This window comes from Pseudomonas sp. AC112, assembly GCF_979253545.1.
Genome location: NZ_CEEDCM010000001.1, coordinates 2,785,734 through 2,812,610, shown reverse-complemented (window position 1 = coordinate 2,812,610; position 26,877 = coordinate 2,785,734). Strand labels below are relative to the sequence as shown.

Sequence of the window (26,877 nt, the reverse complement as noted above, 5' to 3'; positions counted from 1 at the left end):
TATCACTTTTCGATTCTCGTTCGGCACCTAGGCAATTGCGAAATATTTCCATTCAGGAGCCGCCCTATGTCCCGCACGCTAGATACCCTGTTGCGCCCCAGCCTGTTAGCCATGGCCATTGCCCTCAGCGCCCCGCTGGCCAGCACCTCGCTGATCGCTGCCGAACAGGCCTCCAGCGTGCGCGCCTACAACCTGCCGGCGGCACCATTGGCCACCACCCTCAACCAGATCGCCAGCCAGGGCGGCCTGGCGCTGACCCTCACCCCGGCGCTCGCCGCGGGCAAGACCTCGGCGCCGGTCCAGGGCCAGTTCGATGCGCCGGGTGCGCTGCGTGAGGCGTTGCGTGGTACCGGGTTGCAGTTGGAGCAGAGCAGTGCGGGGACTTATACCTTGGTGGCGGTTCCCGACGGCGTGATGGCACTGCCGGTCACCAATATCACAGGGCAAGACGGCAACCCGGAAAGTGCCTGGGGCCCGGTGCAAGGCTATCTGGCTACGCGCACCGCCGCGGGCACCAAGACCGACACCGCGCTGGTCGAGGCGCCACGCTCGATCTCCGTCGCCACCCGCGAACAGATGCTAGACCGCAACGTCCAGAACCTGGATGACGCAGTCAAATACATGCCTGGCATTGTTTCCGCCAGCTACGGCAGCGACACCCGCTACGATTGGATGCGTGTGCGCGGCTTCGAACCAACCCAGTTCCTCGACGGCCTGCCACTGCCGCGTGGCGTGTATGCCAACCCGAAAGCCGAGACCTGGAACCTCGATCGCCTCGCCCTGCTGCGCGGCCCAGCCTCGTCGATCTACGGTCAGACCCCACCGGGTGGCTTGCTGGACATGGTCAGCCGCCGTCCCAGCGCTGAGTCGAGCAATGCCGTCCAGGTGCAATACGGCAGCGACAACTATCGCCAGATCAACTTTGCCAGCACCGGTAAGCTCGATGACGAAGGCCAGTTCCTCTACGGCCTCAGCGGGGTGGTGCGCGATGCCGGTACCCAAGTCGACCATATCGACAACAAGCGCTACAACATCGCGCCGAGCCTGACCTGGAACATCGACCCGGATACCAAGCTGACCTTCCTGTCGCAGTTCACGCGCGACGACACGGGCACCACCAGCCAGTTCATGCCGATCCAGGGCACCAAGATCAAATCACCGATGGGCGACGTTTCCCACCACAAGAACCTGGGCGACCCGGACTACGAGTTCTACGACCGCACTTACTACGCGCTGGGCTATGCGTTCGAACATCGCTTCAACGATACGTGGCAGTTCAAGCAGAACCTGCGCTACACCAAGTCGGAATTGGACTTCCAGCAATTGACCGTGGGCTCCTATGCATTCTCCCCAGCCAATGCGGCGGGCGATATCTCCCGGTCGACCACCAACGTGAATGAAAGCATCGGCCAGTTCGCGGTGGACAACAACTTCCAGGCTGACTTTGCCACTGGCGACATCACCCACACCTTTTTGCTCGGCCTGGATCACCAACGCACCGATACCACCTATCGCGCAATCTACGGCACTGCGTCGAATATCAACATTTTCAACCCGGTCAACACCCAGCCGACAGTGCGCCCAACCGGCGTTCGTCCTTTTTACGACTACAACCAGAAAACCGTTCAAACCGGCCTCTACGCGCAAGACCAGATGGCCCTGGACAACTGGCGTCTGACCCTGGGCGGGCGTGAAGACTGGGTGCATCAGGGCACCACCTACTTCAACGACAACGACGCGACCAACACTGACCGCATCAAACACTTCAGTGGCAACGCAGCCCTGAGCTACGTGTTCGACTCGGGCTTCGTACCGTACTTGTCCTACGCCGAATCATTCCAGCCAGCGAGCAACGCCGATACCAACGCCACCAAGACGTTCAAACCGACAGAGGGCAAGCAGTGGGAAATGGGCGTCAAGTACCAGCCGCCCGGCTCCAATACGCTGCTGAGTGCGGCAGTCTATGACCTGACCCAGAAGAATGTGCAGGTGACCACCCTCGGCGCCGGGGGCCAGCAGATCAACAGCCAGACCGGCGAAGTGAAGGTCAAGGGCCTGGAGCTGGAAGCCGTGTCTGACGTGACCGAGAACCTCAAAGTGATTGCCGCCTACACCCTGGCGAAATCCGAGGTGCAAAAAGGCATCTACAAAGGCAACCGCCTGACCTTGATGCCCAACCAGCAAGCGTCGCTGTGGACCGACTACACCTGGCACACCGGTGTTCTGGATGGCTTCGGCATCGGCTTCGGCGCACGCTACACCGGCAACACCTACGGCGACCAGGCCAACACCTGGCTGGGCAAGGCCAATGCCTACACCGTGTTTGACGGTGCCGTGCACTACGACCTGGGCCGCCTGGACAACAGCCTGAAGGGCGCCTCGGTGAAGTTGAACGCCACCAACCTGTTCAACAAGGACTACCTGTCTACCTGTGATGGCAACTACTGCTACTTCGGCGACCAACGCAGCGTCGTCGCCAGCGCCACCTACCAGTGGTAATCGGCTGAGTTAACCGCCAGGCCGCCCCAGTGGGCGGCTTTGGTGTGTCTGAAGGTTGAAAAAAATGAAAAGCAAAACCATCCGCCGCTGGTCCTTCATCCACACCTGGACCAGCCTGGTCTGCACGGTATTCCTGCTGCTGCTCGCCCTCACTGGCCTGCCGCTGGTGTTTCACCATGAGATCGACCATCTGCTGGGCAACGAGCCGGAGTTGGCGCAGATGCCTGCCGACACGCCACAGCTCAACCTGGAACAACTGGTGGCCAAGGCTCAGGCCCATCGTCCTGGCGAAGCCATGCAGTACCTGGCCTGGGACGAAGATGACAAGAACGGCGTGATCGCGATCATGGCCGCCACCGCCGGCACCGAACCCAACGCGTCCCACACCTTCATGCTCGACGCACGCACGGGTGAAGCCGTGGAGACCCCGGCGGCGAACGGCGGCCTGACCCTGTTCCTGCTGCGCCTGCATGTGGATATGTTCGCCGGCCTGCCGGGCAAGCTGTTGCTGGCGTTCATGGGCATTTTGTTTGTGCTGGCGATCATCTCGGGCACGGTGTTGTACCTGCCGTTCATGCGGCGCTTGACGTTCGCCACTGTGCGCCAGGACAAATCCACCCGCCTGCGCTGGCTCGACCTGCATAACCTGATCGGCGTGGTCACGCTGACGTGGGCGCTGGTGGTGGGCGTGACCGGCGTGATCAGCGCCTGCGCCGACCTGATCATCGCCGCCTGGCGCCAGGACAGCCTCAGCGCGATGATCGAACCTTACAAAAACGCCCCGCCACTGACCCAACGTGCGCCAGCCACCGAGCTGCTGGCGATTGCCGCCAAGGCCGCACCCGGCATGGCGCCGGACTTCATCGCCTTCCCCGGTACGCGCTTTTCCAGCGAGCACCATTACGCCGTGTTCATGAAGGGCAGCACCCACCTGACCTCGCACCTGCTCACGCCGGTATTGATCGACGCCAGCACCCTGGCCGTCACCGCCATCGCCAAACGGCCGTGGTACATGGACGCCATGGGCATGTCCCAACCGCTGCATTTTGGCGACTACGGCGGCATGCCGATGAAGATCCTGTGGGCGGCGCTGGATGTGCTGACCATCATCGTGCTGGTCAGTGGGATTTACTTGTGGATCGTGCGGCGCAAGGCGGGCAAGGCATGAAGCCCAGGCAATCGAATTTCTGGAAGGTGTTTGGTGTGCCGCTGGGGATTGGCCTGCTCAGCGCCACCGGGTTGTTTGCGGCATTGCTCGGCGATGGGCTGTGGGATTCGCTCAGTTGGCTCGGGTTAGGCATTCCCGCTGCAATTGGCACTTGGGCCTTGCTCAAACGGTGAGATAGATTAGCCCAGCCCTTTCTTGAGGAATGCCCATGTCCGCTCCCAGCATGACCTTGTTCCACAACCCCGCTTCACCGTTCGTTCGTAAGGTACGCGTGCTGCTGGCTGAAACCGGCCAGCAGGACCGCGTCGCCCTGCACGGCTGCATGCCGACCCCGGTCAACCCGGATGCGCAGGTGGTGCAAGGCAACCCCGTGGGCAAGATCCCGGCCCTGCGCCTGGCCGACGGCACGGTGCTGCACGACAGCCGGGTGATCCTCGATTACTTCGACCACCAGCACGTCGGCAACCCGCTGATCCCGCGCGACGGCTCGGCCCGCTGGCGCCGCCTGACCCTGGCCTCGATGGCCGACGGCATCATGGATGCCGCCGTGCTGGTGCGCTACGAGAGCGCCCTGCGCCCGGCGGAAAAGCACTGGGACCAATGGCTGGACGAGCAGCGCAACAAGATCCGCCGCAGCCTCGCCGAATTGGAAGCGGACGCGATTGCCGAACTGACCAGCCACTTCGACATCGCCGCCATCAGCGTGGCCTGCGCCTTGGGTTACCTCGACTTCCGTCATCCGGATATGCAATGGCGCCTGGATAACCCGCAGCTGGCCGCGTGGTATGCCGAGGTCAGCCAGCGGCCTTCGATGCAACAGACCCAACCACCGGTTTAAAACCCACCGCCGTCCCTTGTAGGAGCTGGCTTGCCAGCGATAGCGCAGTGTCAGTTTGCGGCTCGTTGACTGGACCACCGTCATCGCTGGCAAGCCAGCGCCTACAGGGGGCGGTGGCGTTGTTGAGGTAGTCGATAATCCGCGCCTTCATTTGCTGGTCCTCCCGCAACCCGATCATTGCACCGCCTCCAGGTCAAACGACATCGGCTCAGCCGCCTTGCGCTTGCCCACGCCATACCAATCCAGTTTGCGCGTCAGCACCATCACCGTGCCCAGCAGGCCAAACAGCAGCAGCGAGCCCATCAGCAACGCGTAATCCTCGGCACTCAGCAGCCCGTACAACAAGCCATACAGCGCCGCCAACCCCGCCGAGAAGCCCAGACCATGGGCAACGCTGCGCAGCACATGGCACACGTAGAACCCAATCAACAGCACACAGGCGCTCGCCGAGATCAGGTAGGCCAAGGCGAACCCTATGTGCTCGGACAACGACAATAGCAGCAGGTAAAACAACGCCAGCGCAACGCCCACCAAGGCGTACTGCACCGGGTGCACCGCCAGGCTCTTGAGCACTTCGAACAGGAAGAAGCCGGCAAAGGTCAGGGCTATGAACAGCAGCGCGTATTTGATCGCACGGTCGCTCTTGAGGTACTGGTCCACCGGGTCGATGAAGTTCACGCCAAAGCTGCGGTTGTTGAAGTCATTGCAGCTCTTCCCGTCCAGGCAGGCTTGCAGGGCCTGTTCGAGGTTGGTGGAGAAGAATGAAGTCTGCCAGTTGGCGGTAAAGCCTTTGTCGGTAATCTCGCGTTGTGCCGGCAGGAAGTTGCCGATAAAGCTCGGGTGCGGCCAGTTGGAGGCGAGTGAGACCTGGCTGGTCTTGCCCACCGGCACCACTTGCAGTTGCTCGGTGCCTTGCAGGCGCAGATCAAAGGCAAAGTCCACGACATGGGGCTTTTTGCTGTCCTGTTCCGGCAGCGCCACATGTACGCCCTCACCCAGCCAGTCCACCTGGGAGCCCGGTTCGAACTCCAGCTGCTGGCTGCCCAGCTCCAGTTTCAAGGCGTTTTCGATGCCGCGAATATCGCTGATGCCCACCGCCAGAAACGCCGGCTCAAAGCGGTAATCAGCAAAATCTTCGGTGATGCCCAGCTGCGCGGGCATTTCAAAGCGACCGCTGATGCGGTTGTCGGCATGGAACAGCCGCGCCTGGTAGATACCCCGCGCGCGCAGCTCGGTTTGCACGTTACCGTCGAGCTCAAAACGGTCCGGCAGGAAATACAAACGACCGCGCTCTTCACGGGTGACTTCGTAGCGTTTATTGAGCTTTTCATTGAGCTTCCACTCGCGAACGGTCTTGCGATAGGGCACCACCATCACCGGGCCGGTGAGGCGCTGGCTATAACTGGAACTGCGGGCAATGTCGTCCAATACGTTGTCGCGAGTGAACTGGCGGTCAGCGATGATGCCGTTGATCATCACCAACGGAATCAGCAACAGCAAGATCAGCAGCGCAATTGCGCCAAGTTTGAAAAGCAGGCTGCGGTTCATGGGTCTCTCCCTGTTTTGATGGGGAGAGTCTGGGCAGCCCGTGTGGGAGATTTATGTGGGCAATGTGAAGACTGTGTGGAGATGCAGCACCGCCTGCACGCCGCCATCGACATTGCCGATCTGCAACGCGCCGCCGTGCAGCTTCATCACTTCCTCGACAAAGTTGAGGCCCAGGCCGGTGCTTTTGCGCCCGCTGGCCGGGCGTGGCAGCGAGTAGAAACGCTCGCTCAGGCGTGGCAGGGCGTAGTCGGGAATAGGCGTTGCCTGGTTGAACAGGCTCACCTGCACGTCGTTGTGTCGCGTCTGCGCGCTGAACCTCAGCAGGCCGCCGGGCGGCGTGAAGTCCAGTGCATTGTCCAGCAGGTTGCCCAGTGCCTGACGGAGCAGAAAGGGTTCGCCATACACGTTTACATCCGCCGCAATCGTCTGCTCGACGCGCAACCCGGCGCCTTCGATACGGGCACACTGGGCCTTGAGTACCTCATCGACCATGGCCGCCAGTGCAATACTGGCCTGCTCTTCCAGGCCCTGGCGTTGTTCGACCTGCGCCAGGTTCAGCAGGCGCTCGATCAACTGCTGCAGGCGCGCACTTTCGCTGTCGATATTGCCGACGAAGCGTTGCTGTTGCTCACGGGTCATATCGCCCTGCAACAGCTCGGCCGCGCCGCGGATCGCCGCCAGCGGGCTCTTCAATTCATGGGTCAGGGTGTGCACGTAGCGCTCGACGTAGGCCTTGCCTTCCAGCTGCGTGCGCATGTGCTCCACGGCAGTGGAGAGCTGCTTGAGTTCGCCGCCACGGTAATGGGGCAACTCGGCACGCCGGCCTTCGCTCACCGCTTCGGCGTAGGCTGTCAGCCGCCTAAGGGCAACGCTCAGCCACCACGACAATACCGCGCCAAGCAACAGGCCAAGAATCACCAAGCCAGCGCCGTACCACAGCAAGCGCCGCTCAGTGCGGTCGACATACGGCTGCAACGAGCTGTTCGGCTTGGCCACGGTGACCACGCCAATGATCTGGCCGTTGTCACGGATCGGCGCGCCCACGTGCATCACCGACGAGGCAGGGTCGTCCAGTTCGCTGCGGGTGGAACGCGCACCGTATTCACCGCGCAGGGTCAGGTATACATCGTTCCACTTGGAATAGTCCTGCCCCACCGCTTCGCCCGTGGAGTCGAGCAACACGGTGCCCTTCGCGTCGGTCACGTAGATGCGATGGTTGACCTGGTTTTTCGGCAGCCCCCAGATGGTCGCGCCCGGCTGGCGATTGCCGTAGGCCTTGAGCAGCTCCGGCCAGTGGCTTTGGCCGAGGGTGCCGTTCTTCACGTCGTCGCGCAGGATCTCGGCCAGCAGGTTGGCGGTGTCCACCAGGGTTTCTTCGGTGGACTGGCGCACGCCGGGGCGGATTTCCTTCATCACGGTGCTGAGCACAAAGTAGCCGGTCAGGCCGATAAACAGCGCGTACACCAGGAAGATCCGCAGCCCCAGGCGCATCAGCTATTGCTCGGGCTGTAGCTGTAGCCGAGGCCGCGGTGGGTCTGGATCGGCTCGGCCTCGGCGGCCACGTTGCGTAATTTGCTGCGCAGGCTTTTGATGTGGCTGTCGATATTGCGCTCGTAGCCGGCATCCGCCGCCACGCCTACCGCGTCCAGCAGTTGCTCGCGGCTGAACACGCGCTCGGGCTGCTCCAACAGGCTTTGCAGCAAACGGAATTCATGGCGCGTGAGGCTCAGCGGCTGGCCGCGATAATTGATCTGCATGCGCTCCAGGTCAACCTGGAACAGCGCCGGCGCAGCACCGGGGCCAATCCGCTTGAGGATCGCCCTGACCCGCGCTGTCACTTCCCGAGGGCTGAAAGGCTTGACCACATAATCGTCGGCACCGATCTCCAGCCCCACCACGCGGTCGATCTCGCCATCCCGGGCACTGAGGAACATCACCGGCACTTCGCTGAACCGGCGCAGTTGCTTGCAGGTTTCAAACCCGGTGATGTCCGGCAGGCCGATGTCGAGGATGACCAGGTCGGCCGGCGTCTGGCGCTGATGGGCCAGCGCCTCCTGGCCAAGGCTCAGCCAGGTGGTGGTGAAGCCCTCGCCTTGCAGGGCGAATATCAGTGTGTCGGCTATTGCCGCTTCGTCTTCGACAATCAGGATATGCGCCATGGTGGTCCGTCAGCAGTCCGGTTTGTCAGCAGTGTAACGACGCGCCGGGTTGACCGCTGCGCCGAATTCACGCAGGGCCTTGGCGCCGATCAACAAGGGGTAGTTGAAGCTGCTGCGGTCGGTGAGGTTGACCTCGACAGTGCGCTTGACGTTGCCCAGGCACATTTCCAGGTCGACCACCGGACGCTTGGCCACGGACGGTTCGTCCTTGTCGTCGTCTTCGTCGGCGCGGCTCTTGATCTTGCTGATGCGCGACACTTTGTGTTCATAGACTTTATTGGACGCGTCCTTGCCGCCGAGGCGGAAGCGCACCCAATCGTCGCCATCACGGGTGAAGGTCTCGATGTCGCGGGCCGACAGCGAGGCGGTCAGCGCGCCGGTGTCCATCTTGGCCTTGAAGGTTTCGCCGATCTCCGGCAGTTGGATGTATTCGTAGCGACCGTACAGGGTCGGTTCGGCGGCCATGACAGGCAAGGCAGCCAGGGCGAGGGAGGCAAGGAGCAGTTTCACGAAGTGATTTCCTCGGAAAGAAGTAGGCGGATTCTAGACCGCAAAGGCAGCACTTAGTTAGCTCACCCCAGCATAACCGGCACATTGTGAAACATTCGTCCGGCGAATTGGGATTTGGCCTCTAGACTCACCTCTCTTATCATGGCCCGCCCACAGGATTCCAAGAGTTACTTATGCGCCGCCTGCTCACCGGCTGTTTTGTCTCATTGCTACTGCTGCTCAACACCCTGATCCTGATCGGGCCGTTGATGGTGTTTGCCCTGCTCAAGCTGGTGGCTCCCGGCCGCTATCGTGACTACATGTCGTGGGCGGTAATGTGGATCGCCGAGACCTGGGCCGAGATCGACAAGTTGATTTTCGCGCTGTGCATCCCGACCCGATGGGATATTCGCGGCGGTGAAGACCTGCGGGGCGATACGTCCTACCTGGTGATCAGCAACCATCAGTCCTGGGTGGATATCCCGGCGCTGATCCAGGCCCTCAACCGCCGCACGCCGTTCTTCAAGTTCTTCCTGAAAAAAGAGCTGATCTGGGTGCCCTTCCTCGGCCTGGCTTGGTGGGCGCTGGATTACCCGTTCATGAAGCGCTACACCAAGGCGTTCCTGGCCAAGCACCCGGAACTCGCGGGGCAGGATTTGAAGATCACCAAAGAGGCCTGCGAGCTGTTCAAGCGCCAGCCGGTGACGGTGGTCAATTACCTTGAAGGCACTCGCTTCAACGAAACCAAGCGCAAGCAGCAGGATTCGCCCTTCACTCGCTTGCTCAAGCCCAAGGCGGGCGGTGTGGCGTTCGTGCTGGCAGCGATGGGTGAACAGCTGGATGCCGTGCTCGACGTGACCGTGGTCTACCCACAGCAAAAGATTCCGGGGTTCTGGGATTTAATCTGCGGGTCGGTACCGAAGGTGATCATTGATATCCGCACCCGCGAGCTGGATCCGGCGTTGTGGCAAGGGGATTACGAGAATGATCCGGCGTTTCGCCAGACCGTCCAGAACTGGGTCAACCAGCTCTGGACGGAGAAGGACGCGCGCATTGAGCAACTGCGCGCGGAGACGCTTTAGCTGCCGGTGCCCCAGGCCTGGGCCAGCTTGCCCAGCACCGAGCTGCTGGCACCCTGCCCGCCCAGGTATTGCAGGATCACCGGGGCAAACTGGCCGACCATGCCGCTGTCCATGCCCAAGGCGCTGAACGCGGTGTTCAGGTCGTTGGTGTTCTTCACGTTGCCCAGCAGGCCGTCCAAGCCGCTGGTCTTGCTGCCGCCGGTCTGGCCGAGCATCCCGCTCAAGGCCCCGAGGCTACCCAACGCATTGTTGCCCGACAGCTGGTCGAGCCCCGGCACGCTATTGCCCAGCTGCGAATAGTCGTTGCCGCTCAGTTTGTTCTTGGCCAGGCCCAGCATGGCGCCCGTACCGCCCACCGCTTGTTCGGGGGTGATGTTCAGTTGCGAGGTCAGGGCGCTCAACAACCCGGCCGTCTCGGACGACGGTGCGGCTGCAGCGGCCTTGTTGTTGCCACCCTGCATACCGGAAATGGCATTGGCCGCGTCGCCAAGGCTGAACCCTGCGGCGAACACCGGGCCGGCCGCCAGGGTCATCAGGCAGGAAAGGGCGAAACCGCGTGAAATCTTCATCGAAACAACCTCTGGGTGTAGGGGTGAAAGCAGGCGTTTGACTGGGCAGCCCGGGGGATTGTTCCCAGTGCATCCAAACCCGCCGCTGCCCCGTATATCCATCACCGCCCCCCTGAGGATGAAGGCCGTGAATGGAATGCGCGCGCAACCTGGACTAACCTCTGCCTGCCACCGCTTGCGCGCGCAGTCCCATCGCCCTGCACCCAGAGCCTGGAGAAGCCCTATTTCCGCGTCCGACGCTGATCCGCTGCAGCCTTTGCTGGCCCAATGTGCGCTCGGCAATCGCCAGGCGTTCGAAGCCCTCTACCGCAGCGTTTCGCCGCGCCTGCACGGCGTGGCCCTGCGCTTCATGGGCCGCCAGGACCTGGCCGAAGAGGTCTTGCAGGAAGCGTTCGTGCGTATCTGGTACAACGCCTCGCGCTACGAGGCGCACCTGTCTGCGCCGATGACCTGGATGGTCAACATCACCCGCAACCTGGCCATCGACCAATTGCGCAAACACCGTGAGCAGCCGCTGGCCGACGGCCAGCAGGACGCCTTGCTTGATGACTCGCCCAGCGCCCATGACCAACTCGACCACGAACGCGAAGCCCGCGCCTTGAACCGCTGCCTGGACACCCTTGACGGCATGCAGCGCCAATCGATCACCGTGGCGTACTTCCAGGGCCTGTCTTGCTCGGAGTTGGCCGATCACTTGGCAGCGCCCCTGGGCACGGTCAAATCCTGGATCCGCCGCGGCATGGAACGCCTGCGCAGGTGCCTTGAATCATGAACTACCAGACCACCGCCCTGCGCCGCGCCCTGGCCGCCGATTACGCCATCGGGTTGATGCCCGCCACTGCGCGTCGGCGTTTCGATGCCTTGCTGCTGGAGGACGCAGCGCTGCGCGTGGAGCTCGGCCATTGGCAGGACGCGCTCGCCAGCCTGACCGGCGGCTTGCCCGAGCGACCGGTGCCGGCGCATGTGTGGGAAGGCATCAAGGCACGGATCGAGCCGCAGGTGCTGCATCTGCCGGCCAAGCGACCGTTCTGGAAAAGTATTCGCGTACTGGCCGCCGCCTGCGCGGTGGTTGTCGCGGTGCTGGTGGGCGTGCTGTACCAGCGCGACCTGGGCGTGGAATACAACGCCACGCTGCTCGCGGCCAACCAGCAACCGGCGCTGCAGATCAAGGCGTTTGGCGATCACCTGCAAGTCGAGCCGCTGACATTGGCCGCTATCGAGCCGACGCGCGCGCTTGAGCTATGGGTCATTCCAACCGGTGGCAAACCGATCTCCCTGGGTCTGGTGCCTGTGGCCGGCAAAGGTCGAATCCCGTTAAGCACAGAGCAGCAAGCGCTTTTGAAAGCCCCGGTAACCCTGGCCGTCAGCCTGGAACCACAAGGCGGTTCACCGACCGGCCAACCCACCGGCCCCGTGCTGTATCAGGGCCAATTGGCATCACTTTGAGCTGAACGGGGCCAGGAACCCATCGCGCAAACGAGGGTCCATGACAAGACTTAAAGCCTTGCCAGGAACAGCCCCATGAGCGCGACCCGCCCCCAAGTGATTGAGCAGAAGCCGCCTTTCTGGAACCGTCCACGCGTGTTCATCGGCGTCTGCCTGGCCATCATCGCCGGCCTTGGGGGGGCGCTCTACACCCAGGACAACGTCAAGTCTGCCGCCACCCTGGTGACCACTGCCCAGCAGCCGGCGACGCAGATCATGGCGCACAAGGACTACCTCGAAGTGGAACCCATCGCCACGGCAGCACCCGAGCCTGATCGCAGTCTTGAACTGTGGGCCATGCCCGAAGGCAGCGCACCGGTTTCACTGGGACTGCTGCCGGAAGATGGCAAAGGCATTATCGGCCTCAACCCGCGCCAGCAGAAAAGCATCCGCAAGCCGGTGGAGTTGATGGTGAGTTCGGAAACCAAGGGTGGATCAGTGAGTAAACAGCCGACGGGGCCGACGGTGTACCAAGGGGCGCTGGCAGCGCGATAGGCCAGCATCTTTCGTCCCTGGCAATAAAAAACCGTGGTTTGATCTCGACTTCTTCTAAAGCACTGTCAGTTCTCACAGTAGCCATCGACGGAGAATAACCCCCAGCATAAGGCTTCCCGCATCCCACAGGAGGTGGGTAATGAGAAGCTCACTACTTACAGGTATGTTGGCCACGATGGCTCTGGTGAACACTGTTGGTGCAGCGACCTCCACCTGTCCCTCGATCCAAGCCATCAAACAAACGGCGATGATCAATGGCGGTTACCGCTATGAGGCGTCACAACCTGATGGACGGGCCTGGACAGGTGAAAACCCGTTGGCTGCCGCATCGTACTTGAATGATTCAACCTTTCACGATGCCCGGTACGATGCAAACAACAAAACCGTCACCTGCACCTATAAGGGGCCCATGAATAACGACGCGAGCTTTTCGGTCGCGCTCAAACCTGTGTCTGCCTGGAACCTTATCCCTCCTATTGGCGAGTGGAAAGGCACGTATTGCGAAGGCCTGTCAATTTCAATGTGCTCATTTGCGCATCAGTAAAAACGTCACCCGAATCATTCCGACCGTTCACGTTCACAAATCCTCAGCCAGCCGTCGACGTTCTTGCGGAACTGTAGGCCCAGCACGGCCCACCCAAGGCAGCCTTCTCACGATTTTCGACGGGAAGGTTCAGCCACAAACAAAGGAACTGTGACGACATGATCGGATTGATACCCAATATTTTCGCTGCCGCCAACGCACTCAACCTTCTGGATTTTCGCAGGCCACACCAGGCTTCATCGGGCCAGGCCATCGACATCGGCCAATGCCCAGCGGTCAGCGACATCCACTCCAAACCCTACACGGACCCGGGACTGCCACCGCCCTACGGCGAAGGCTATGAATACTCGGCCCACACCAAGGGCAGGACATGGAAGGGCCAGACCGCCGGAACAGATGACGATTATCTAGCCCCCAGGTACGCACTCAAGGCAGAGACCATCACCCAGACAGAGGGAAGGCTACGTTGTGACTATGGCGGAAAGACTGTCGTTGAAGAGGGTGTAACAGCCACTCCCTACCTGCGGCTCAACTCACAATAAATAATAAGGGCGACCCTGGGGTCGCCCTTATTATTTGCCCTGCTCTTTATGCCGCACTGAACAACTTATGCGGATCAATCATAAACTTCTTCGGCACGCCCCCCGTGATCATCTACACTAACTTGCGGTTTTACTTCATCACCAGAGTCTGGCCGGTGTGGAAGCTGAGGAATTTGGCCCAGCCCAGGCCGAAGCGGATGCTCAATCTGTCCATTTTTGCGGCGGCATCCGTAGCAACAAGGACTTCGCTGATGTACAGGCCACCCAAGCCGGTCAAATAGATGTTGAGTTCGGAAACCATAGCACTCATTAGCACGACTATCCTTGTGTGCCTTGAAAGATTGAAAGCTCCCGTAGCAGTGCGGCCATCCTGCGATGCAATCTGCCGCGCTAAGCGCTAATCACACTATCAACAATAAGAAAAAAATATATAAAACTGTTAACCTTGACAGTTCCAGCCAGGATCTAACTGAAAAATAATAGGGCCGTAATCACCTATTATTTTGAGGAGTTATAAAATGGCTCAATACAAATGCCTTATCGTAAAAAATGGGGACCTAGTCGGCGCCTTACATGACACCGTCCAGGCAGAAAGCGAACAAGAAGCTATCGAAGCAATGAAGAATAAATACCCCAAGTACGACACCTTCAGTTGCTATACAGTTACAGAAGAACCTGACTTACCCCCTGGCGTGTTCGGGCATCCAAGATAAAGGCAGTAGTTGATCTTCAGGAGGCGCCGCCAATATCTCCACTTTCTTAGCTGAAGATAAAGAGGAACACTCTTCAGGTCGTTCCGCTTTAAAGAGACACTAGCAGTTCCGAATTTTCGGCGCAGCTTACAGTAATAAGGGCGACCCCTGGGGTCGCCCTTATTATTTGCCCTGCTCTTTATGCCGCACTGAACAACTTATGCGGATCAATCACAAACTTCTTCGGCACACCCGCATCGAACTCGCCATACCCACGCGGCGCGTCGTCCAGGCTGATCACCTGCACACCGACGATCTCGGCAATGTTGATACGGTCCCACATGATCGCCTGCATCAACGCGCGGTTGTACTTCATCACCGGGGTCTGGCCGGTGTGGAAGCTGTGGGACTTGGCCCAGCCGAGGCCGAAACGAATGCTCAGGCTGCCCATTTTTGCCGCAGCGTCCACAGCACCCGGGTCTTCGGTGACGTACAGGCCAGGGATACCGATCTTGCCCGCCACGCGCACCACGCCCATCAGGGAGTTGAGCACGGTGGCCGGGGCTTCCGCCTTGACGCCTTCATGCCCATGACCACGGGCTTCGAAGCCCACGGCATCGACGGCGCAGTCCACTTCCGGCTCGCCCAGCAGCGCGGCGATCTGTTCGTGCAGCGGGGTGTCCTGGGACAGGTCGGCAATCTCGAAGCCCTGGGCCTTGGCGTGGGCCAGGCGGATCGGGTTGACGTCACCGATGATCACCACTGCCGCACCCAACAGGCGCGCCGATGCCGCAGCCGCCAAGCCCACAGGGCCGGCACCGGCGATATAGACCGTGCTACCTGGGCCAACGCCGGCAGTGACGGCGCCGTGGTAGCCAGTGGGGAGAATGTCGGAGAGGCAGGTCAGGTCGCGGATTTTCTCCATGGCCTTGTCGCGGTCCGGCAGTTTCAGCAGGTTGAAGTCGGCGTACGGCACCAGCACGTACTCGGCCTGGCCACCGGTCCAGTCGCCCATGTCGACGTAGCCGTAGGCGCCGCCAGCACGGGCCGGGTTGACGGTGAGGCATACGCCAGTGTGTTGCTCTTTGCAGGAACGGCAGCGGCCGCACGCCACGTTGAAGGGTACGGAAACCAGGTCGCCGATCTTCAGGTTCTCGACGTCGCTGCCCTTCTCGATCACTTCACCGGTAATTTCATGACCGAGCACCAGGCCGGTCTGGGCAGTGGTGCGGCCGCGCACCATGTGTTGGTCGGAGCCGCAGATGTTGGTAGAGACCACGCGCAGGATGACGCCGTGCTCAATCTTCCTGCCACGGGGGTCCTGCATTTTGGGATAGTCGATTTTCTGTACTTCGACCTTGCCGTTGCCGAGATACACGACACCACGATTACCAGACATGCTTTCACCTCGCTGTTGTTTTTATGGAACCGCGTTGCCCTTTGGGTGGGCAGCGCGTTAAGTGCTCGGGTTACAGATGCTGTTTTTGCGTTGCTTGTAAGGGCCTCATCGCGGGCAAGCCCGGCTCCCACATTTTGAACTGTGAACACATTCAAAAATGTGGGAGCTGGCTTGCCTGCGATAGCGATCTAAAGAACGACCGTGCGATTGGCGTTAAGAAACACCCGCCGCTCAATGTGATACCCCACCGCCCGGGCCAATGTCAGCCCTTCGATATCCCGCCCCTTGGCGATCAAATCCTCGGGGTAGTGACTGTGGTCCACCACCTCCACGCCCTGGGCAATGATCGGGCCTTCATCCAGATCGTTGTTGATGTAATGTGCCGTGGCCCCCACCAACTTCACGCCCTTGTTGTACGCCTGGTGATACGGCTTGGCGCCCTTGAACCCCGGCAACAACGAGTGGTGAATGTTGATGGCCTTGCCATCCAGCTTGCGGCACAGCTCCGGCGACAGCACTTGCATGTAGCGCGCAAGGATCACCAATTCGGCGCCGGTGTCTTCCACCACTTGCCACACCTGACGCTCCTGGGACGGTTTGTCGTTGGGGTCGAGGGGGAAATGGTAGTAGGGAATCTGGTGCCAGTCGGCCAAAGGTTTCAAATCGGGGTGGTTGGACACCACCGCGACCACGTCCATCGACAGTTGGCCGATGCGCTGGCGATACAGCAGGTCGTTCAGGCAGTGATCGGCCTTGGAGACCATGATCACCACTTTTGGCCGATAGTTCGGCGCGGTGAGTTCGAAGATCATGCCGAAGGCTTCACCACGGGTGGCCAGGCCATCGCGGAAACATTGTTCGTCAAAACCCTCGGGTTGGCGGAACTCCACGCGGATGAAAAAACGGCCCGAAAGCCGGTCATCGAACGAGTGGTGCTCGGTGACGTAGCAGCCCTGCTCGAACAGGTAGCGGGTGACCGCGTCCACCGTGCCGAGCACGCTGGGGCAGTCGGCGGTCAAAATCCATGTATCGGGTGCGCGGCTCATGGGTCATTCCTCAGGCTTGAACGCTCAGGCCGAACTCGGCAGACGCATCCTGCAGCCACAACCACCAGTAGTCCGAGAAGCTGCGACGAATCACCAGCTCCCAAGTGTCTTCAGCCGTGTGGCGGATCACCAGTTGCGACTTGGCGAACACCGTGCCCACCGCCTTGCCCACCGGGAAGTTGTTGGGGTGCACGTCGTAGCTGGTGGACTTCATCAGCACATCGCGCACATTAGGACCGCTGAGTTCGAGGATCTGCTGGCCGCCGCTGACGTTGACGATTTGGATGTGCAACTCACCCAACGCGGCACGCAGGTTTTGCTCGGCGGCGAATTCTTCACCGCTTGGCACGATCAGCAACCACTCATCCGGGCCGAGCCACTGCAGGCTGGTTTCACCCTTGACGATCACTTGCAAGGCGCCGGGCAATTCGATGCCGATGGCTTTGTGCACGCCGGCAGCGAACGCCGCGTCATGGCCATCGCCACGAAGGGTCAGGTGGCCCAGGAGTTTCTTTTCACGCACGGTCACGCCGGCGTTCTTGCGCCCCTTGCCGACCAGGCTGGCGAGGTCGGCATGGTGCAGCGACGACTCGGCCTTGGCGCCGGTGGTGGGGCGTTGTTGGTAAACATTGGCTGCTGTCATAAAGCACCTGTTTTGAATGCTGTGGTGTCTGTTCTGGCCTCATCGCGGGCAAGCCCGGCTCCCACAGGGAAACGCATTCCAACTGTGGGAGCTGGCTTGCCTGCGATGCAGGCACCTCGGTCTGTCAGATGTTCTGGCGTTCGCCTTTAGGGTCGAAGAACACCGAGGACACAATCTCCGCCTCGATCACGCTGCCATCCGCTTGCGGTGAGAACACCCGCTCGCCGATGCGCTTCAAGCCACCCTTCACCACCGCCATCGCAAACGAATAACCCAGGGAGTTATGCGCATAGCTCGATGTCACGTGGCCGACCATCTTCATCGGAATCGACTGCTTCGGATCGAACACCAACTGCGCGCCTTCCGGCAGCCATACTTTCGGATCGACCGGCTTGAGGCCCACCAGTTGCTTGCGCTCTTCGCGCACGCAGTCTTCACGGTTCATGCCGCGCCAGCCGATCCACGAGAACGGTTTGGTGCGGCCGACGCACCAGCCCATGTTCAGGTCATCCGGGGTCATCGAGCCGTCAGTGTCCTGGCCGACGATGATGAAGCCCTTCTCCGCCCGCAGCACGTGCATGGTTTCGGTGCCGTACGGGGTCAGGTTGTACTTCTTGCCGGCGTCGACGATTTTTTCCAGCACGCCCATGGCGTAGTCGGCCTGCACGTTGACTTCGTACGACAGCTCACCGGTAAACGAGATCCGGAACACACGGGCCGGTACGCCGCCGACCAAACCTTCCTTCCAGGTCATGAACGGGAAGCCGTCCTTGTCCAGGTCGATGTCGGTGACTTCCGCCAGCAGTTTGCGGCTGTTGGGGCCGGACAGGGTCATGGTCGCCCAGTGGTCGGTGACCGAGGTGAAGTACACCTTGAGGTCTGGCCATTCGGTCTGCTGGTAGATTTCCAGCCACTGGAGTACGCGGGCGGCGCCGCCGGTGGTGGTGGTCATCAGGAAGTGGTTGTCGGCGAGACAGGCTGTGACGCCGTCGTCGAAGACCATGCCGTCTTCCTTGCACATCAGGCCGTAGCGCGCCTTGCCCACGTCGAGCTTGGTCCAGGCGTTGGAGTAGATGCGGTTGAGGAATTCGCGCGCGTCCGGGCCCTGGATGTCGATCTTGCCGAGGGTGGACGCGTCCAGCAGGCCGACGCTGTCGCGCACGGCCAGGCATTCGCGTTTCACCGCGGCATGCAGGTCTTCACCGTTGCGTGGGAAGTACCACGGACGTTTCCACTGGCCGACGTCTTCAAACTCTGCGCCGTTCTTCACGTGCCAGGCGTGCAGCGCGGTGTAGCGAACCGGTTCGAAGATGTGCCCGCAGTGACGGCCCGCCACCGCGCCGAAGGTGACCGGCGTGTAGTTGGGACGGAACATGGTGGTGCCCATCTGCGGGATGGTCACGTTCAGCGAACGAGCGGCAATCGCCAGGCCGTTGACGTTGCCCAACTTGCCCTGGTCGGTGCCGAAGCCCAACGCGGTGTAGCGCTTGACGTGCTCCACCGACTCGAACCCTTCACGGGTCGCCAGTTCGATAGCGGCGGCGGTCACGTCGTTTTGCAGGTCGACGAATTGCTTCGGCGCCCGTGCAGTTGGCTTGTCGTGCGGCACTTGGTAGATCGCCAGCGTCGGCTCTTCCAGGCGGCTCAGGGCTTTCGGCAAGGTGCCTTCCACTGGCGCAAAACCGGCTTCGCTGGCTGCGCGCACGCCCCCTTCAAAACCGTCTGCCAGGGAATCGCCAAGGCCGTAGACACCGTTGATACCACCTACGCACACGCGTTTCTGCGGTGCTTCGCCCGGTACAAAACCGAGAATATCTTCACGCCAGGTCGGCTTACCGCCCAGGTGCGAGGCCAGGTGGACCACTGGGCTGTAGCCGCCAGAGCTGGCGACCAGATCGCAATCCAGCCACTCGCCGGGGCTGGTGACTTTATGCGCTTTCACATCAATCGCAGCGACGCGGGCAGCAGTGACGTGCTTGCTGCCACGCGCCTCGATCACAGCACTGCCGGTGAGGATCCGAATACCTTTGGCGCGGGCTTCTTCAACCAGTGCGCCGCGTGGGTTGTGGCGCACATCGGCCACGGCCACCACTTGCAGGCCGGCGTCGAGCCAGTCCAGCGCAACGCGGTAGGCGTGATCGTTGTTGGTCGACAGCACCAGTTTCTTGCCCGGCGCCACGCCATAGCGACGCACGTAAGTAGAAACCGCACCGGCCAGCATGTTGCCCGGTACGTCGTTGTTGCCGTACACCAGCGGACGCTCGCACGCACCGGTCGCCAGCACCACACGCTTGGCGCGCACACGGTGGATGCGTTGGCGCACCACACCAATCGGCGCACGATCACCGAGGTGGTCGGTGAGGCGTTCGTGAATGGTCAGGAAGTTATGGTCGTGGTAGCCGTTGACGGTAGCGCGGGGCAGTAGCACCACGTCCGGCAGGGCTTTCAATTCAGCAATGACGCTGGCAACCCATTCCGCGGCTGGCTTGCCGTCGAGGTTTTCGCGCGAGTCCAGCAGCGAACCACCGAACTCTTCCTGCTCATCGGCGATGATCACACGGGCACCGCTGCGTGCGGCGGCCAATGCTGCGGCCAAACCCGCAGGGCCTGCACCTACGACCAGCACGTCGCAGTGACGGTTGAAGTTGTCGTAGGTGTCCGGGTCGTTCTCGGTCGGCGAGCGGCCAAGGCCAGCGGCCTTACGGATGTACTTCTCGTAGGTCATCCAGAACGATTGCGGGTACATGAAGGTTTTATAGTAGAAACCCGGTGGCATCAGCTTGCCGCCGACTTTGCCAAGAATGCCCATCACGTCAGTGTTGACGTTCGGCCAGCCGTTGGTGCTGGTGGCGACCAGGCCTTGGTACAACGCCTGTTGCGTGGCGCGCACGTTGGGGATTTGCGTGGCTTCGGTGGCACCGATCTGCAGCACCGCGTTCGGCTCTTCGGCGCCTGCTGCAAAGATGCCGCGAGGGCGCGAGTACTTGAAGCTGCGGCCGATGATGTCGACGCCGTTGGCCAGCAGCGCTGCGGCCAATGTGTCGCCTTCAAAGCCTTTGTAGCTCTGGCCGTTGAAGGTAAACGTCAGGACTTTATTACGGTCGATGCGGCCACCGTTGGACAGGCGATTGGTCTGGCTCATACCTTCTCTCCAGAGGCCTTGGCGGTGAATTGTGGCTTCTCACCGATCTTGTAGGTTTCAAGAATTTCGTAGGTCAGGGTGTCGCGGGTCGCGTTGAAGTACTGGCGGCAACCGGCGGCGTGGATCCACAGTTCGTGGTGCAGGCCACGGGGGTTGTCGCGGAAGAACATGTAGTCGCCCCACTCTTCATCGGTGCAGGCGTTCGGGTCCAACGGGCGCGGGATGTGCGCTTGGCCGGACGCGTGGAATTCCTCTTCGGAGCGCAGTTCGCCACAGTGAGGACAGAAGATATGCAACATAGGGAATTTCTCCTGTTAGTGGGCGACGGCCGCAGCGCCGTGTTCGTCGATCAATGCACCGTTGTGGAAACGGTCGATGGAAAAAGATGCGGCCAACGGGTGCATTTCACCCTTGGCGAGGCTGGCGGCAAACACGTTGCCTGAGCCCGGCGTGGCCTTGAAGCCACCGGTGCCCCAACCGCAGTTGAAGAACATGTTCGGCACCGGGGTCTTGGAGATGATCGGGCACGCATCCGGCGTGGTGTCGACGATGCCGCCCCACTGGCGGTTCATGCGCACGCGCGAGAGCACCGGGAACATCTCGACGATGGCCTGGATGGTGTGCTCGATCACCGGGTACGAACCGCGCTGGCCGTAGCCGTTGTAGCCGTCGATACCGGCGCCGATCACCAGGTCGCCCTTGTCGGACTGGCTGATGTAGCCGTGCACGGCGTTGGACATGATCACGCTGTCGATAATCGGCTTGATCGGCTCCGACACCAACGCTTGCAGCGGGTGGGATTCGATCGGCAGGCGGAACCCGGCGAGCGAAGCCATGTGCCCGGAGTTACCGGCGGTCACCACACCGACGCGCTTGGCGCCGATGAAACCCTTGTTGGTTTCCACGCCGATGCACACACCGTTTTCCTTGCGAAAGCCGATCACTTCGGTCTGCTGGATCAAGTCCACGCCGAGGGCGTCGGCGGCACGCGCAAAACCCCAGGCCACGGCATCGTGACGGGCCACGCCGCCGCGACGTTGCACGGTGGCGCCGAGGACCGGGTAGCGGGTGTTCTTGGAGCAATCGAGGTAAGGGATCTCATCGGCCACTTGCTTGGCATTGAGCAATTCGCCGTCCACGCCGTTGAGGCGGTTGGCGCTCACACGGCGCTCGGAGTCACGGATGTCCTGCAGGGTGTGGCACAGGTTGTACACACCGCGCTGGGAGAACATCACGTTGTAGTTCAGGTCCTGGGACAGGCCTTCCCACAGTTTCATCGCATGTTCGTACAGGTGCGCCGACTCGTCCCACAGGTAGTTGGAACGCACGATGGTGGTATTGCGCGCGGTGTTGCCGCCGCCCAGCCAGCCTTTCTCGACCACGGCCACGTTAGTGATGCCGTGTTCCTTGGCCAGGTAGTAGGCGGTCGCCAGACCATGCCCGCCGCCGCCGACGATGACCACGTCATAGACCTTTTTAGGGGTCGGCGTGCGCCACATCTTCTGCCAGTTTTCGTGGTGGCTGAGTGAGTGCTTGAAGAGGCCGAAGCCTGAGTAGCGTTGCATAGTCATTACTCCAAAACCGCGCTCAGCGATAAACCGGGAAATCAGCGCACAGGGCAGACACGTGCTTGGCCACGTTGGCCTCGACATCGGCGTCGCCGAGGTTGTCGAGGATGTCGCAGATCCAGCCAGCCAGTTCGATGCACTGCGGCACTTTGAAACCACGCGTGGTCACCGCCGGAGTGCCGATGCGCAGGCCCGAGGTCACGAAGGGCGACTGCGGGTCATTCGGCACGGCGTTCTTGTTGACGGTGATGTGGGCGCGGCCGAGGGCGGCGTCCGCCTCTTTGCCGGTGAGGCCCTGACGGATCAGGCTGACCAGGAACAGGTGGTTGTCGGTGCCGCCGGACACAACATCGTAGCCGCGTTTGATAAACACGCTGGCCATGGCCTGGGCGTTGTCGATCACTTGTTGCTGGTAGGCCTTGAAGCCAGGTTCCTGGGCTTCCTTGAAGCACACGGCCTTGCCGGCGATCACGTGCATCAGCGGGCCGCCCTGGGCGCCGGGGAATACCGCAGCGTTGAGTTTCTTCTCGATTTCTTCGTTGGCCTTGGCCAGGATCAGGCCGCCCCGTGGACCGCGCAGGGTCTTGTGGGTGGTGGTGGTGACCACGTCGGCATAGGGCAGTGGGTTCGGGTACAGGCCGGCGGCAACCAGGCCGGCGACGTGGGCCATGTCGACGAACAGCAGCGCACCGACCTTGTCGGCGATGGCGCGAAAGCGTGGGAAATCCAGGGTCTTGGAGTAAGCGGAGAAGCCGGCGACGACCATCTTCGGCTTGTGCTCAACCGCCAGGCGTTCGACTTCGTCGTAGTCGATCAGGCCTGTGTCGGTGTTGATGCCGTACTGCACGGCGTTGTACAGCTTGCCCGAGGACGACACCTTGGCGCCGTGGGTCAGGTGGCCGCCGTGGGCCAGGCTCATGCCAAGGATGGTGTCACCGGCGTTCAACAGGGCCAGGTACACCGCGCTGTTGGCGGAAGAACCGGAGTGTGGCTGCACGTTGGCGTAATCGGCGCCGAACAGTTGCTTGGCGCGTTCGATGGCCAGGGCTTCCACTTTGTCCACGTGCTCGCAGCCACCGTAGTAGCGCTTGCCCGGGTAGCCTTCGGCGTATTTGTTGGTGAGGCCGCTGCCCTGGGCTTCCATCACGCGTTTGCTGGTGTAGTTCTCTGACGCGATCAGCTCGATATGATCTTCCTGGCGCTGCTCTTCGGCATTCATCGCCGCCAGCAGTGCGTCGTCATATCCCTGAATCTGGTCTTGTTTGCTGAACATCGCGTCTCTCCCAGCCTTTCGTATTGTTGAGGCCCGTGCAGGGCCCTTTGATGCGATGGTAGGGCTGGCGCAGACAGGTCAAATGCCTACGGACGCCACGCAAAGGTGCGTTTACGACATTGCTCAAACAACACCGAAACAAATGTGGGAATAGGCCCCTGTAGGAGCCGGCTTGCCGGCGATGGCATCACCGCGGTTCGGCTGGTAGACCGAGGTGCCTGGATCGCCGGCAAGCCAGCTCCTACAAGGGCTGGGCGATGATCTGGCGGACCAGTAGCAGCAGCAGGAAATGCAGGGGATAGAGGGTGTAGGCCCAGCGGCGCATGGGTAGTGGGGCGGTGTTTTCGGCGTGTCGCAACAGGACCACGCCAAGCATTGGCGCAATCAGACAAGTCGCCAACCCCGCCAACGCCACAAGCGTGCCGCTATTGAGCAGAACCTGCCATTGATTGGCGGCGACGCAGACCACGCCCGGCAATACGCTGGAATACCAAGGACGACGGAACACCAGCAGCATCGCCAGTGGCAGTAATACACCGAAAAAACCGAACATCAGCTGAGTGGAAAACACCGCCGCAATCGTGGCTGCGATCACCGCCAATCCGCGATCAAAAGGCGCTTTCTGCTGCCATCCTCTGGCAATAAGCAAGCCCAACGCCAACGTCGGCAATACGTTCAATGTATCGGCATCATCGATAAACAGTCGGTAAGGCACTTCGCTGATCACGCTGAACAGCAACAGCCAGCCCAGATACCGCCACTGGCCAGTGACAGGTGAATTTCTCGCCCGATGGAGGTTGGCCGCAATCGCCAGGCAAAACCACGGGAACGCCAGGCGCCCCGGCACATACAGGCCGTCCAGGCTCAAACCGACATAGCGCAAGTGGTCCAGCACCATGCTCAACAGCGCCAGCCACTTGAGCAGATCCAGAGCGCCATCACGGACGCGTCCGACAGGCATCGTTTCAGTACCGTGCATAATTCCCCAGTGACTTTGCATTTACAGTGCGTGCGCACCCGCGACAATCTTGGTTACAGTGCGCACCAACATCGACCACAGGAATGGGCCATGACCGACAAGAGCCAACAATTCGCCAGCGACAACTATTCCGGCATCTGCCCGGAAGCCTGGGCCGCCATGGAACAAGCCAACCAGGGCCATCAGCGCGCCTACGGCGATGATGAATGGACCCACCGCGCCGCCGACGGTTTCCGCAACCTGTTTGAAACCGACTGCGAAGTGTTCTTCGCCTTCAACGGCACTGCTGCCAACTCCCTGGCGTTGTCTTCACTGTGCCAGAGCTACCATAGCGTGATTTGCTCGGAAACCGCCCACGTCGAAACCGACGAATGCGGCGCGCCGGAGTTTTTCTCCAACGGTTCCAAGCTACTCACCGCCCGCACCGAAAACGGCAAGCTGACCCCGGAGTCGATCCGCGAGATCGCCCTCAAGCGCCAGGACATCCACTACCCCAAACCACGCGTGGTCACCCTGACCCAAGCCACGGAAGTCGGCAGCGTGTACACCCCGGATGAAATACGCGCCATCAGCGTGACCTGCAAAGAGTTGGGGCTGAACCTGCACATGGACGGCGCGCGCTTCTCCAACGCCTGCGCGTTCCTCGGCTGCTCGCCGGCGGACCTGACCTGGAAAGCCGGCGTGGACGTGCTGTGCTTTGGCGGCACCAAGAACGGCATGGCCGTGGGCGAAGCGATCCTGTTCTTCAACCACAAGCTCGCCGAAGATTTCGATTACCGCTGCAAACAGGCCGGCCAACTGGCCTCGAAAATGCGTTTCCTGTCTGCCCCCTGGGTAGGCCTGCTGGAAAACGACGCCTGGCTCAAGCATGCACGCCACGCCAACCACTGCGCTCAACTGCTGAGCAGTCTGGTGGCGGATATTCCTGGCGTGGAACTGATGTTCCCGGTGCAGGCCAACGGCGTGTTCCTGCAACTCTCGGAACCAGCCATTGCGGCGCTGACCGCCAAGGGCTGGCGCTTCTACACCTTCATCGGCAAAGGCGGCGCACGCTTTATGTGTGCGTGGGATACCGAGGAAGAGCGTGTAAGAGAATTGGCGGCGGATATTCGGAAAGTGATGGAGGCCTGAAACCACGGGCCTTTCAGCGCGTTTTCAGAGACTGTTTGTACGTATTTCTGACAGTATCTATCTACCCCCTGTCTTGGCTAGGATCTCGTCACCCCGAACAAACGGACGCGTTACTCCGGGGTTGACTGCCTGCCGAATAATCGGTCGGAAATGGAAATCCAGCAGAGGGTTACATCATGGAATATCAGAACAACGGCAACACCCTGCAGAGCGACGGCACGATCAGCACCACCGTCATTGATTGGGATGAATTTAGGAAACACGCAAAAGTCGGTGACACCATCCGAGAGCCATCAAGGACATTGAGGATCTACGAAAAAGCCTATGAATTGACAGCATCAGGCCAGCACTTTGTAGTCCATATCTTTGCCCAATAACCGTTAGCGCCTAAGACCCACGCCGCAGACTCATGACCTGCAACGCGGGACTGTTGATCGTTCCCACGCTCTGCGTGGGAACGATCATTGGTCAGAACTCGATGCGCACATCACCCTTCGGCACGCTGCAGCACGACAGGATGTAGCCTTCGGCTTCGTCTTCCTCAGTGATGCCGCCGTTGTGGTCCATCTCGACCTCCCCGCCCAGCTTCATCACTTTGCACGTGCCACAGATGCCCATGCCACAGGCTTTCGGGATCAGCAGTCCAAGCTTCGCAGCAGCGGCATGCACGGTTTCGCCCGGCGCCACGCGAATGCTCTTGCCCGAGGCAATGAATTCCACCTGATGCAAATCCGCCAAGTCGATTTCCGGCGCATCGGCGGCTTGCTCGGCCTGCTCCACCGCGTCTGCACGGGCTTCCGGCGGCGTGGCGCCGAAGGACTCCTCGTGATACCGCGCCATGTCGAAACCGGCCGCTTCGAGCAGGCGCTTCACCGCGTTCATGTACGGCGTAGGCCCGCAGCAGAAGACTTCGCGCTCCAGGAAGTCGGGCACCATCAGTTCGAGCATCTTGTGGTTCAGGTAACCGCGATAACCTGCCCAGGGCTCACCCAAGCCGTGCTTCTCACAGATCAGGTGCAGGCTGAAGTTGTCGATCCGCGACGCCATGTGCTCCAGCTCGCGGTGGTAGATGATGTCCTTGGGAGAGCGCGCGCTGTGGATAAACGTCATGTCGACGTTGGCGTTGGTGTCGTAGAACCAGCGCGCCATGGACATGACCGGCGTGATGCCAACGCCGCCGCTGAGGTACAACACTTTCGGGCTCGGGAAGTCGATGGCATTGAACAACCCCACCGGCCCGTGCACCGCCAGTTCCTGGCCTTCGTGCAGGGTGTCGTGCAGCCAGTTCGAGACTTTGCCACCCGGCACGCGCTTGATCGTCACCGAAAAGCTGTAGGGCACCGATGGCGAGCTGGAAATGGTGTAGGAACGCATGATCGGCTGGCCGTCGATTTCCAGCTCCAGGGTGACGAACTGCCCCGGCTTGAAAAAGAACAGGATCGGCTGGTCGGCCATGAAACAGAACGTGCGCACGTCCCAGGTTTCCTGGATGACTTTGACGCAACGGACGATGTGCCGACCATTGGCCCAGGTCTGGGTGGTTACCGGATTCAGGAAATTGCTGGACATGTTGTTCTCCACCGCCG

Annotated in this window: 26 protein-coding genes and 1 pseudogene; 12 read left to right on the top strand and 15 right to left on the bottom strand. The window is 61.0% G+C overall.

Annotation, left to right across the window (positions count from 1 at the left end; all coding sequences use genetic code 11):
• The first annotated feature begins 66 nt into the window (after window positions 1-66).
• The 4 genes from AC0IYN_RS12980 (at window position 67) to AC0IYN_RS12965 (ending at window position 4,505) form a co-directional block, all read left to right on the top strand.
• Entirely contained in the window at window positions 67-2,499 is a 2,433-nt protein-coding gene (locus AC0IYN_RS12980) for a TonB-dependent siderophore receptor (RefSeq protein WP_471841681.1), read from the top strand.
• A 64-nt stretch (window positions 2,500-2,563) separates the two neighbouring features.
• The gene (locus AC0IYN_RS12975; protein WP_471841679.1) at window positions 2,564-3,667 is read left to right on the top strand and encodes a PepSY-associated TM helix domain-containing protein; all 1,104 of its coding nucleotides are present in this window, start codon (window positions 2,564-2,566) and stop codon (window positions 3,665-3,667) included.
• Window positions 3,664-3,840, top strand: a complete 177-nt coding sequence (locus AC0IYN_RS12970; protein WP_406596685.1) for a hypothetical protein — start codon at window positions 3,664-3,666, stop codon at window positions 3,838-3,840. The genes AC0IYN_RS12975 and AC0IYN_RS12970 overlap by 4 nt, the downstream gene beginning before the upstream one ends.
• Before the next feature lie 35 nt (window positions 3,841-3,875).
• Window positions 3,876-4,505, top strand: a complete 630-nt coding sequence (locus tag AC0IYN_RS12965; protein ID WP_406596684.1) for a glutathione S-transferase N-terminal domain-containing protein — start codon at window positions 3,876-3,878, stop codon at window positions 4,503-4,505.
• A 174-nt stretch (window positions 4,506-4,679) separates the two neighbouring features.
• Here AC0IYN_RS12965 and creD read toward each other — a convergent pair whose 3' ends face one another.
• The 4 genes from creD to rloA2 are packed head-to-tail and all read right to left on the bottom strand — an operon-like array spanning window position 4,680 to window position 8,722.
• A complete protein-coding gene (gene creD / locus AC0IYN_RS12960) occupies window positions 4,680-6,053 on the bottom strand; it encodes a cell envelope integrity protein CreD (RefSeq protein ID WP_457239354.1) in 1,374 nt (457 codons plus the stop codon).
• A 51-nt stretch (window positions 6,054-6,104) separates the two neighbouring features.
• Window positions 6,105-7,544, bottom strand: coding sequence for a two-component system sensor histidine kinase CreC (gene creC / locus AC0IYN_RS12955; RefSeq protein ID WP_471841675.1), 1,440 nt, complete (start codon window positions 7,542-7,544; stop codon window positions 6,105-6,107).
• Window positions 7,544-8,212, bottom strand: a complete 669-nt coding sequence (gene creB / locus AC0IYN_RS12950; protein ID WP_406596681.1) for a two-component system response regulator CreB — start codon at window positions 8,210-8,212, stop codon at window positions 7,544-7,546. The genes creC and creB overlap by 1 nt, the downstream gene beginning before the upstream one ends.
• A gap of 9 nt (window positions 8,213-8,221) precedes the next feature.
• Entirely contained in the window at window positions 8,222-8,722 is a 501-nt protein-coding gene (rloA2, locus tag AC0IYN_RS12945) for a retropepsin-like aspartic peptidase RloA2 (RefSeq protein ID WP_025858771.1), read from the bottom strand.
• A gap of 173 nt (window positions 8,723-8,895) precedes the next feature.
• Between rloA2 and AC0IYN_RS12940 the strand changes: the two genes are divergently transcribed.
• Window positions 8,896-9,783, top strand: a complete 888-nt coding sequence (locus AC0IYN_RS12940) for an acyltransferase (RefSeq protein WP_471841672.1) — start codon at window positions 8,896-8,898, stop codon at window positions 9,781-9,783.
• Here AC0IYN_RS12940 and AC0IYN_RS12935 read toward each other — a convergent pair.
• The gene (locus tag AC0IYN_RS12935; RefSeq protein WP_078050471.1) at window positions 9,780-10,352 is read right to left on the bottom strand and encodes a DUF2780 domain-containing protein; all 573 of its coding nucleotides are present in this window, start codon (window positions 10,350-10,352) and stop codon (window positions 9,780-9,782) included. The genes AC0IYN_RS12940 and AC0IYN_RS12935 overlap by 4 nt on opposite strands.
• Window positions 10,353-10,488: 136 nt before the next feature.
• Here AC0IYN_RS12935 and AC0IYN_RS12930 point away from each other — a divergent pair, with 136 nt between their 5' ends.
• From AC0IYN_RS12930 to AC0IYN_RS12910, 5 genes are all read left to right on the top strand, one after another.
• Window positions 10,489-11,124, top strand: a complete 636-nt coding sequence (locus tag AC0IYN_RS12930; protein WP_471844781.1) for a sigma-70 family RNA polymerase sigma factor — start codon at window positions 10,489-10,491, stop codon at window positions 11,122-11,124.
• A complete protein-coding gene (locus AC0IYN_RS12925; protein ID WP_406596679.1) occupies window positions 11,121-11,798 on the top strand; it encodes an anti-sigma factor in 678 nt (225 codons plus the stop codon). Before AC0IYN_RS12930 ends, AC0IYN_RS12925 begins: the two co-directional genes overlap by 4 nt.
• Before the next feature lie 75 nt (window positions 11,799-11,873).
• A complete protein-coding gene (locus AC0IYN_RS12920) occupies window positions 11,874-12,332 on the top strand; it encodes an anti-sigma factor domain-containing protein (RefSeq protein WP_406596678.1) in 459 nt (152 codons plus the stop codon).
• 139 nt (window positions 12,333-12,471) lie between these two features.
• A complete protein-coding gene (locus tag AC0IYN_RS12915) occupies window positions 12,472-12,876 on the top strand; it encodes a hypothetical protein (RefSeq protein ID WP_457266850.1) in 405 nt (134 codons plus the stop codon).
• Between the two features lie 158 nt (window positions 12,877-13,034).
• Window positions 13,035-13,418 (top strand): hypothetical protein, encoded by a 384-nt coding sequence (locus AC0IYN_RS12910; RefSeq protein ID WP_457239349.1) that lies wholly within the window; start codon window positions 13,035-13,037, stop codon window positions 13,416-13,418.
• A gap of 46 nt (window positions 13,419-13,464) precedes the next feature.
• Here the strand turns inward: AC0IYN_RS12910 and AC0IYN_RS12905 are convergent.
• The 9 genes and pseudogenes from AC0IYN_RS12905 to AC0IYN_RS12865 form a co-directional block, all read right to left on the bottom strand.
• Window positions 13,465-13,689: pseudogene (locus AC0IYN_RS12905) on the bottom strand (formaldehyde dehydrogenase, glutathione-independent); the annotation flags it as partial.
• 620 nt (window positions 13,690-14,309) lie between these two features.
• Window positions 14,310-15,509 carry a formaldehyde dehydrogenase, glutathione-independent gene (gene fdhA / locus AC0IYN_RS12900; protein ID WP_078050476.1) on the bottom strand — a complete coding sequence of 400 codons (1,200 nt, stop codon included), beginning with the start codon at window positions 15,507-15,509 and terminating at the stop codon, window positions 14,310-14,312.
• A gap of 188 nt (window positions 15,510-15,697) precedes the next feature.
• The gene (gene purU, locus AC0IYN_RS12895) at window positions 15,698-16,555 is read right to left on the bottom strand and encodes a formyltetrahydrofolate deformylase (protein ID WP_471841666.1); all 858 of its coding nucleotides are present in this window, start codon (window positions 16,553-16,555) and stop codon (window positions 15,698-15,700) included.
• Window positions 16,556-16,565: 10 nt separating this feature from the next.
• Entirely contained in the window at window positions 16,566-17,198 is a 633-nt protein-coding gene (locus tag AC0IYN_RS12890) for a sarcosine oxidase subunit gamma (protein ID WP_406596674.1), read from the bottom strand.
• A 124-nt stretch (window positions 17,199-17,322) separates the two neighbouring features.
• Window positions 17,323-20,340 (bottom strand): sarcosine oxidase subunit alpha, encoded by a 3,018-nt coding sequence (locus AC0IYN_RS12885; RefSeq protein WP_458376029.1) that lies wholly within the window; start codon window positions 20,338-20,340, stop codon window positions 17,323-17,325.
• The gene (locus tag AC0IYN_RS12880) at window positions 20,337-20,639 is read right to left on the bottom strand and encodes a sarcosine oxidase subunit delta (RefSeq protein WP_010207083.1); all 303 of its coding nucleotides are present in this window, start codon (window positions 20,637-20,639) and stop codon (window positions 20,337-20,339) included. Before AC0IYN_RS12880 ends, AC0IYN_RS12885 begins: the two co-directional genes overlap by 4 nt.
• Before the next feature lie 15 nt (window positions 20,640-20,654).
• Window positions 20,655-21,905 (bottom strand): sarcosine oxidase subunit beta family protein, encoded by a 1,251-nt coding sequence (locus AC0IYN_RS12875; protein WP_471841662.1) that lies wholly within the window; start codon window positions 21,903-21,905, stop codon window positions 20,655-20,657.
• A 22-nt stretch (window positions 21,906-21,927) separates the two neighbouring features.
• Window positions 21,928-23,181 carry a serine hydroxymethyltransferase gene (gene glyA / locus AC0IYN_RS12870; RefSeq protein WP_090401748.1) on the bottom strand — a complete coding sequence of 418 codons (1,254 nt, stop codon included), beginning with the start codon at window positions 23,179-23,181 and terminating at the stop codon, window positions 21,928-21,930.
• Window positions 23,182-23,422: 241 nt separating this feature from the next.
• Window positions 23,423-24,160, bottom strand: coding sequence for a TraX family protein (locus AC0IYN_RS12865; protein WP_457266846.1), 738 nt, complete (start codon window positions 24,158-24,160; stop codon window positions 23,423-23,425).
• Between the two features lie 90 nt (window positions 24,161-24,250).
• Here AC0IYN_RS12865 and AC0IYN_RS12860 point away from each other — a divergent pair, with 90 nt between their 5' ends.
• Both AC0IYN_RS12860 and AC0IYN_RS12855 read left to right on the top strand, forming a co-directional pair.
• Window positions 24,251-25,291, top strand: a complete 1,041-nt coding sequence (locus AC0IYN_RS12860; RefSeq protein WP_028618222.1) for a threonine aldolase family protein — start codon at window positions 24,251-24,253, stop codon at window positions 25,289-25,291.
• A 176-nt stretch (window positions 25,292-25,467) separates the two neighbouring features.
• Entirely contained in the window at window positions 25,468-25,668 is a 201-nt protein-coding gene (locus AC0IYN_RS12855; protein WP_406596671.1) for a hypothetical protein, read from the top strand.
• A gap of 91 nt (window positions 25,669-25,759) precedes the next feature.
• Here the strand turns inward: AC0IYN_RS12855 and gbcB are convergent, their stop codons facing one another.
• Window positions 25,760-26,860: a glycine-betaine demethylase subunit GbcB gene (gene gbcB / locus AC0IYN_RS12850; RefSeq protein WP_406596670.1), complete on the bottom strand. Its 1,101-nt coding sequence runs from the start codon at window positions 26,858-26,860 to the stop codon at window positions 25,760-25,762.
• Window positions 26,861-26,877: the final 17 nt, after the last annotated feature.

What these genes read in the sequence shown, in the direction of transcription:
- creC (WP_471841675.1), bottom strand. Translation starts at nt 7,544, where the DNA reads ATGCGCCTGGGGCTGCGGATCTTCCTGGTGTACGCGCTGTTTATCGGC.
- AC0IYN_RS12890 (WP_406596674.1), bottom strand. Translation starts at nt 17,198, where the DNA reads ATGACAGCAGCCAATGTTTACCAACAACGCCCCACCACCGGCGCCAAG.
- AC0IYN_RS12865 (WP_457266846.1), bottom strand. Translation starts at nt 24,160, where the DNA reads ATGCACGGTACTGAAACGATGCCTGTCGGACGCGTCCGTGATGGCGCT.
- purU (WP_471841666.1), bottom strand. Translation starts at nt 16,555, where the DNA reads ATGAGCCGCGCACCCGATACATGGATTTTGACCGCCGACTGCCCCAGC.
- AC0IYN_RS12920 (WP_406596678.1), top strand. Translation starts at nt 11,874, where the DNA reads ATGAGCGCGACCCGCCCCCAAGTGATTGAGCAGAAGCCGCCTTTCTGG.
- AC0IYN_RS12930 (WP_471844781.1), top strand. Translation starts at nt 10,489, where the DNA reads ATGCGCGCGCAACCTGGACTAACCTCTGCCTGCCACCGCTTGCGCGCG.
- AC0IYN_RS12965 (WP_406596684.1), top strand. Translation starts at nt 3,876, where the DNA reads ATGTCCGCTCCCAGCATGACCTTGTTCCACAACCCCGCTTCACCGTTC.
- glyA (WP_090401748.1), bottom strand. Translation starts at nt 23,181, where the DNA reads ATGTTCAGCAAACAAGACCAGATTCAGGGATATGACGACGCACTGCTG.
- AC0IYN_RS12910 (WP_457239349.1), top strand. Translation starts at nt 13,035, where the DNA reads ATGATCGGATTGATACCCAATATTTTCGCTGCCGCCAACGCACTCAAC.
- creB (WP_406596681.1), bottom strand. Translation starts at nt 8,212, where the DNA reads ATGGCGCATATCCTGATTGTCGAAGACGAAGCGGCAATAGCCGACACA.
- AC0IYN_RS12980 (WP_471841681.1), top strand. Translation starts at nt 67, where the DNA reads ATGTCCCGCACGCTAGATACCCTGTTGCGCCCCAGCCTGTTAGCCATG.
- creD (WP_457239354.1), bottom strand. Translation starts at nt 6,053, where the DNA reads ATGAACCGCAGCCTGCTTTTCAAACTTGGCGCAATTGCGCTGCTGATC.
- fdhA (WP_078050476.1), bottom strand. Translation starts at nt 15,509, where the DNA reads ATGTCTGGTAATCGTGGTGTCGTGTATCTCGGCAACGGCAAGGTCGAA.
- AC0IYN_RS12940 (WP_471841672.1), top strand. Translation starts at nt 8,896, where the DNA reads ATGCGCCGCCTGCTCACCGGCTGTTTTGTCTCATTGCTACTGCTGCTC.
- AC0IYN_RS12925 (WP_406596679.1), top strand. Translation starts at nt 11,121, where the DNA reads ATGAACTACCAGACCACCGCCCTGCGCCGCGCCCTGGCCGCCGATTAC.
- AC0IYN_RS12860 (WP_028618222.1), top strand. Translation starts at nt 24,251, where the DNA reads ATGACCGACAAGAGCCAACAATTCGCCAGCGACAACTATTCCGGCATC.
- AC0IYN_RS12880 (WP_010207083.1), bottom strand. Translation starts at nt 20,639, where the DNA reads ATGTTGCATATCTTCTGTCCTCACTGTGGCGAACTGCGCTCCGAAGAG.
- AC0IYN_RS12885 (WP_458376029.1), bottom strand. Translation starts at nt 20,340, where the DNA reads ATGAGCCAGACCAATCGCCTGTCCAACGGTGGCCGCATCGACCGTAAT.
- gbcB (WP_406596670.1), bottom strand. Translation starts at nt 26,860, where the DNA reads ATGTCCAGCAATTTCCTGAATCCGGTAACCACCCAGACCTGGGCCAAT.
- AC0IYN_RS12875 (WP_471841662.1), bottom strand. Translation starts at nt 21,905, where the DNA reads ATGCAACGCTACTCAGGCTTCGGCCTCTTCAAGCACTCACTCAGCCAC.
- AC0IYN_RS12970 (WP_406596685.1), top strand. Translation starts at nt 3,664, where the DNA reads ATGAAGCCCAGGCAATCGAATTTCTGGAAGGTGTTTGGTGTGCCGCTG.
- AC0IYN_RS12935 (WP_078050471.1), bottom strand. Translation starts at nt 10,352, where the DNA reads ATGAAGATTTCACGCGGTTTCGCCCTTTCCTGCCTGATGACCCTGGCG.
- AC0IYN_RS12915 (WP_457266850.1), top strand. Translation starts at nt 12,472, where the DNA reads ATGAGAAGCTCACTACTTACAGGTATGTTGGCCACGATGGCTCTGGTG.
- AC0IYN_RS12855 (WP_406596671.1), top strand. Translation starts at nt 25,468, where the DNA reads ATGGAATATCAGAACAACGGCAACACCCTGCAGAGCGACGGCACGATC.
- AC0IYN_RS12975 (WP_471841679.1), top strand. Translation starts at nt 2,564, where the DNA reads ATGAAAAGCAAAACCATCCGCCGCTGGTCCTTCATCCACACCTGGACC.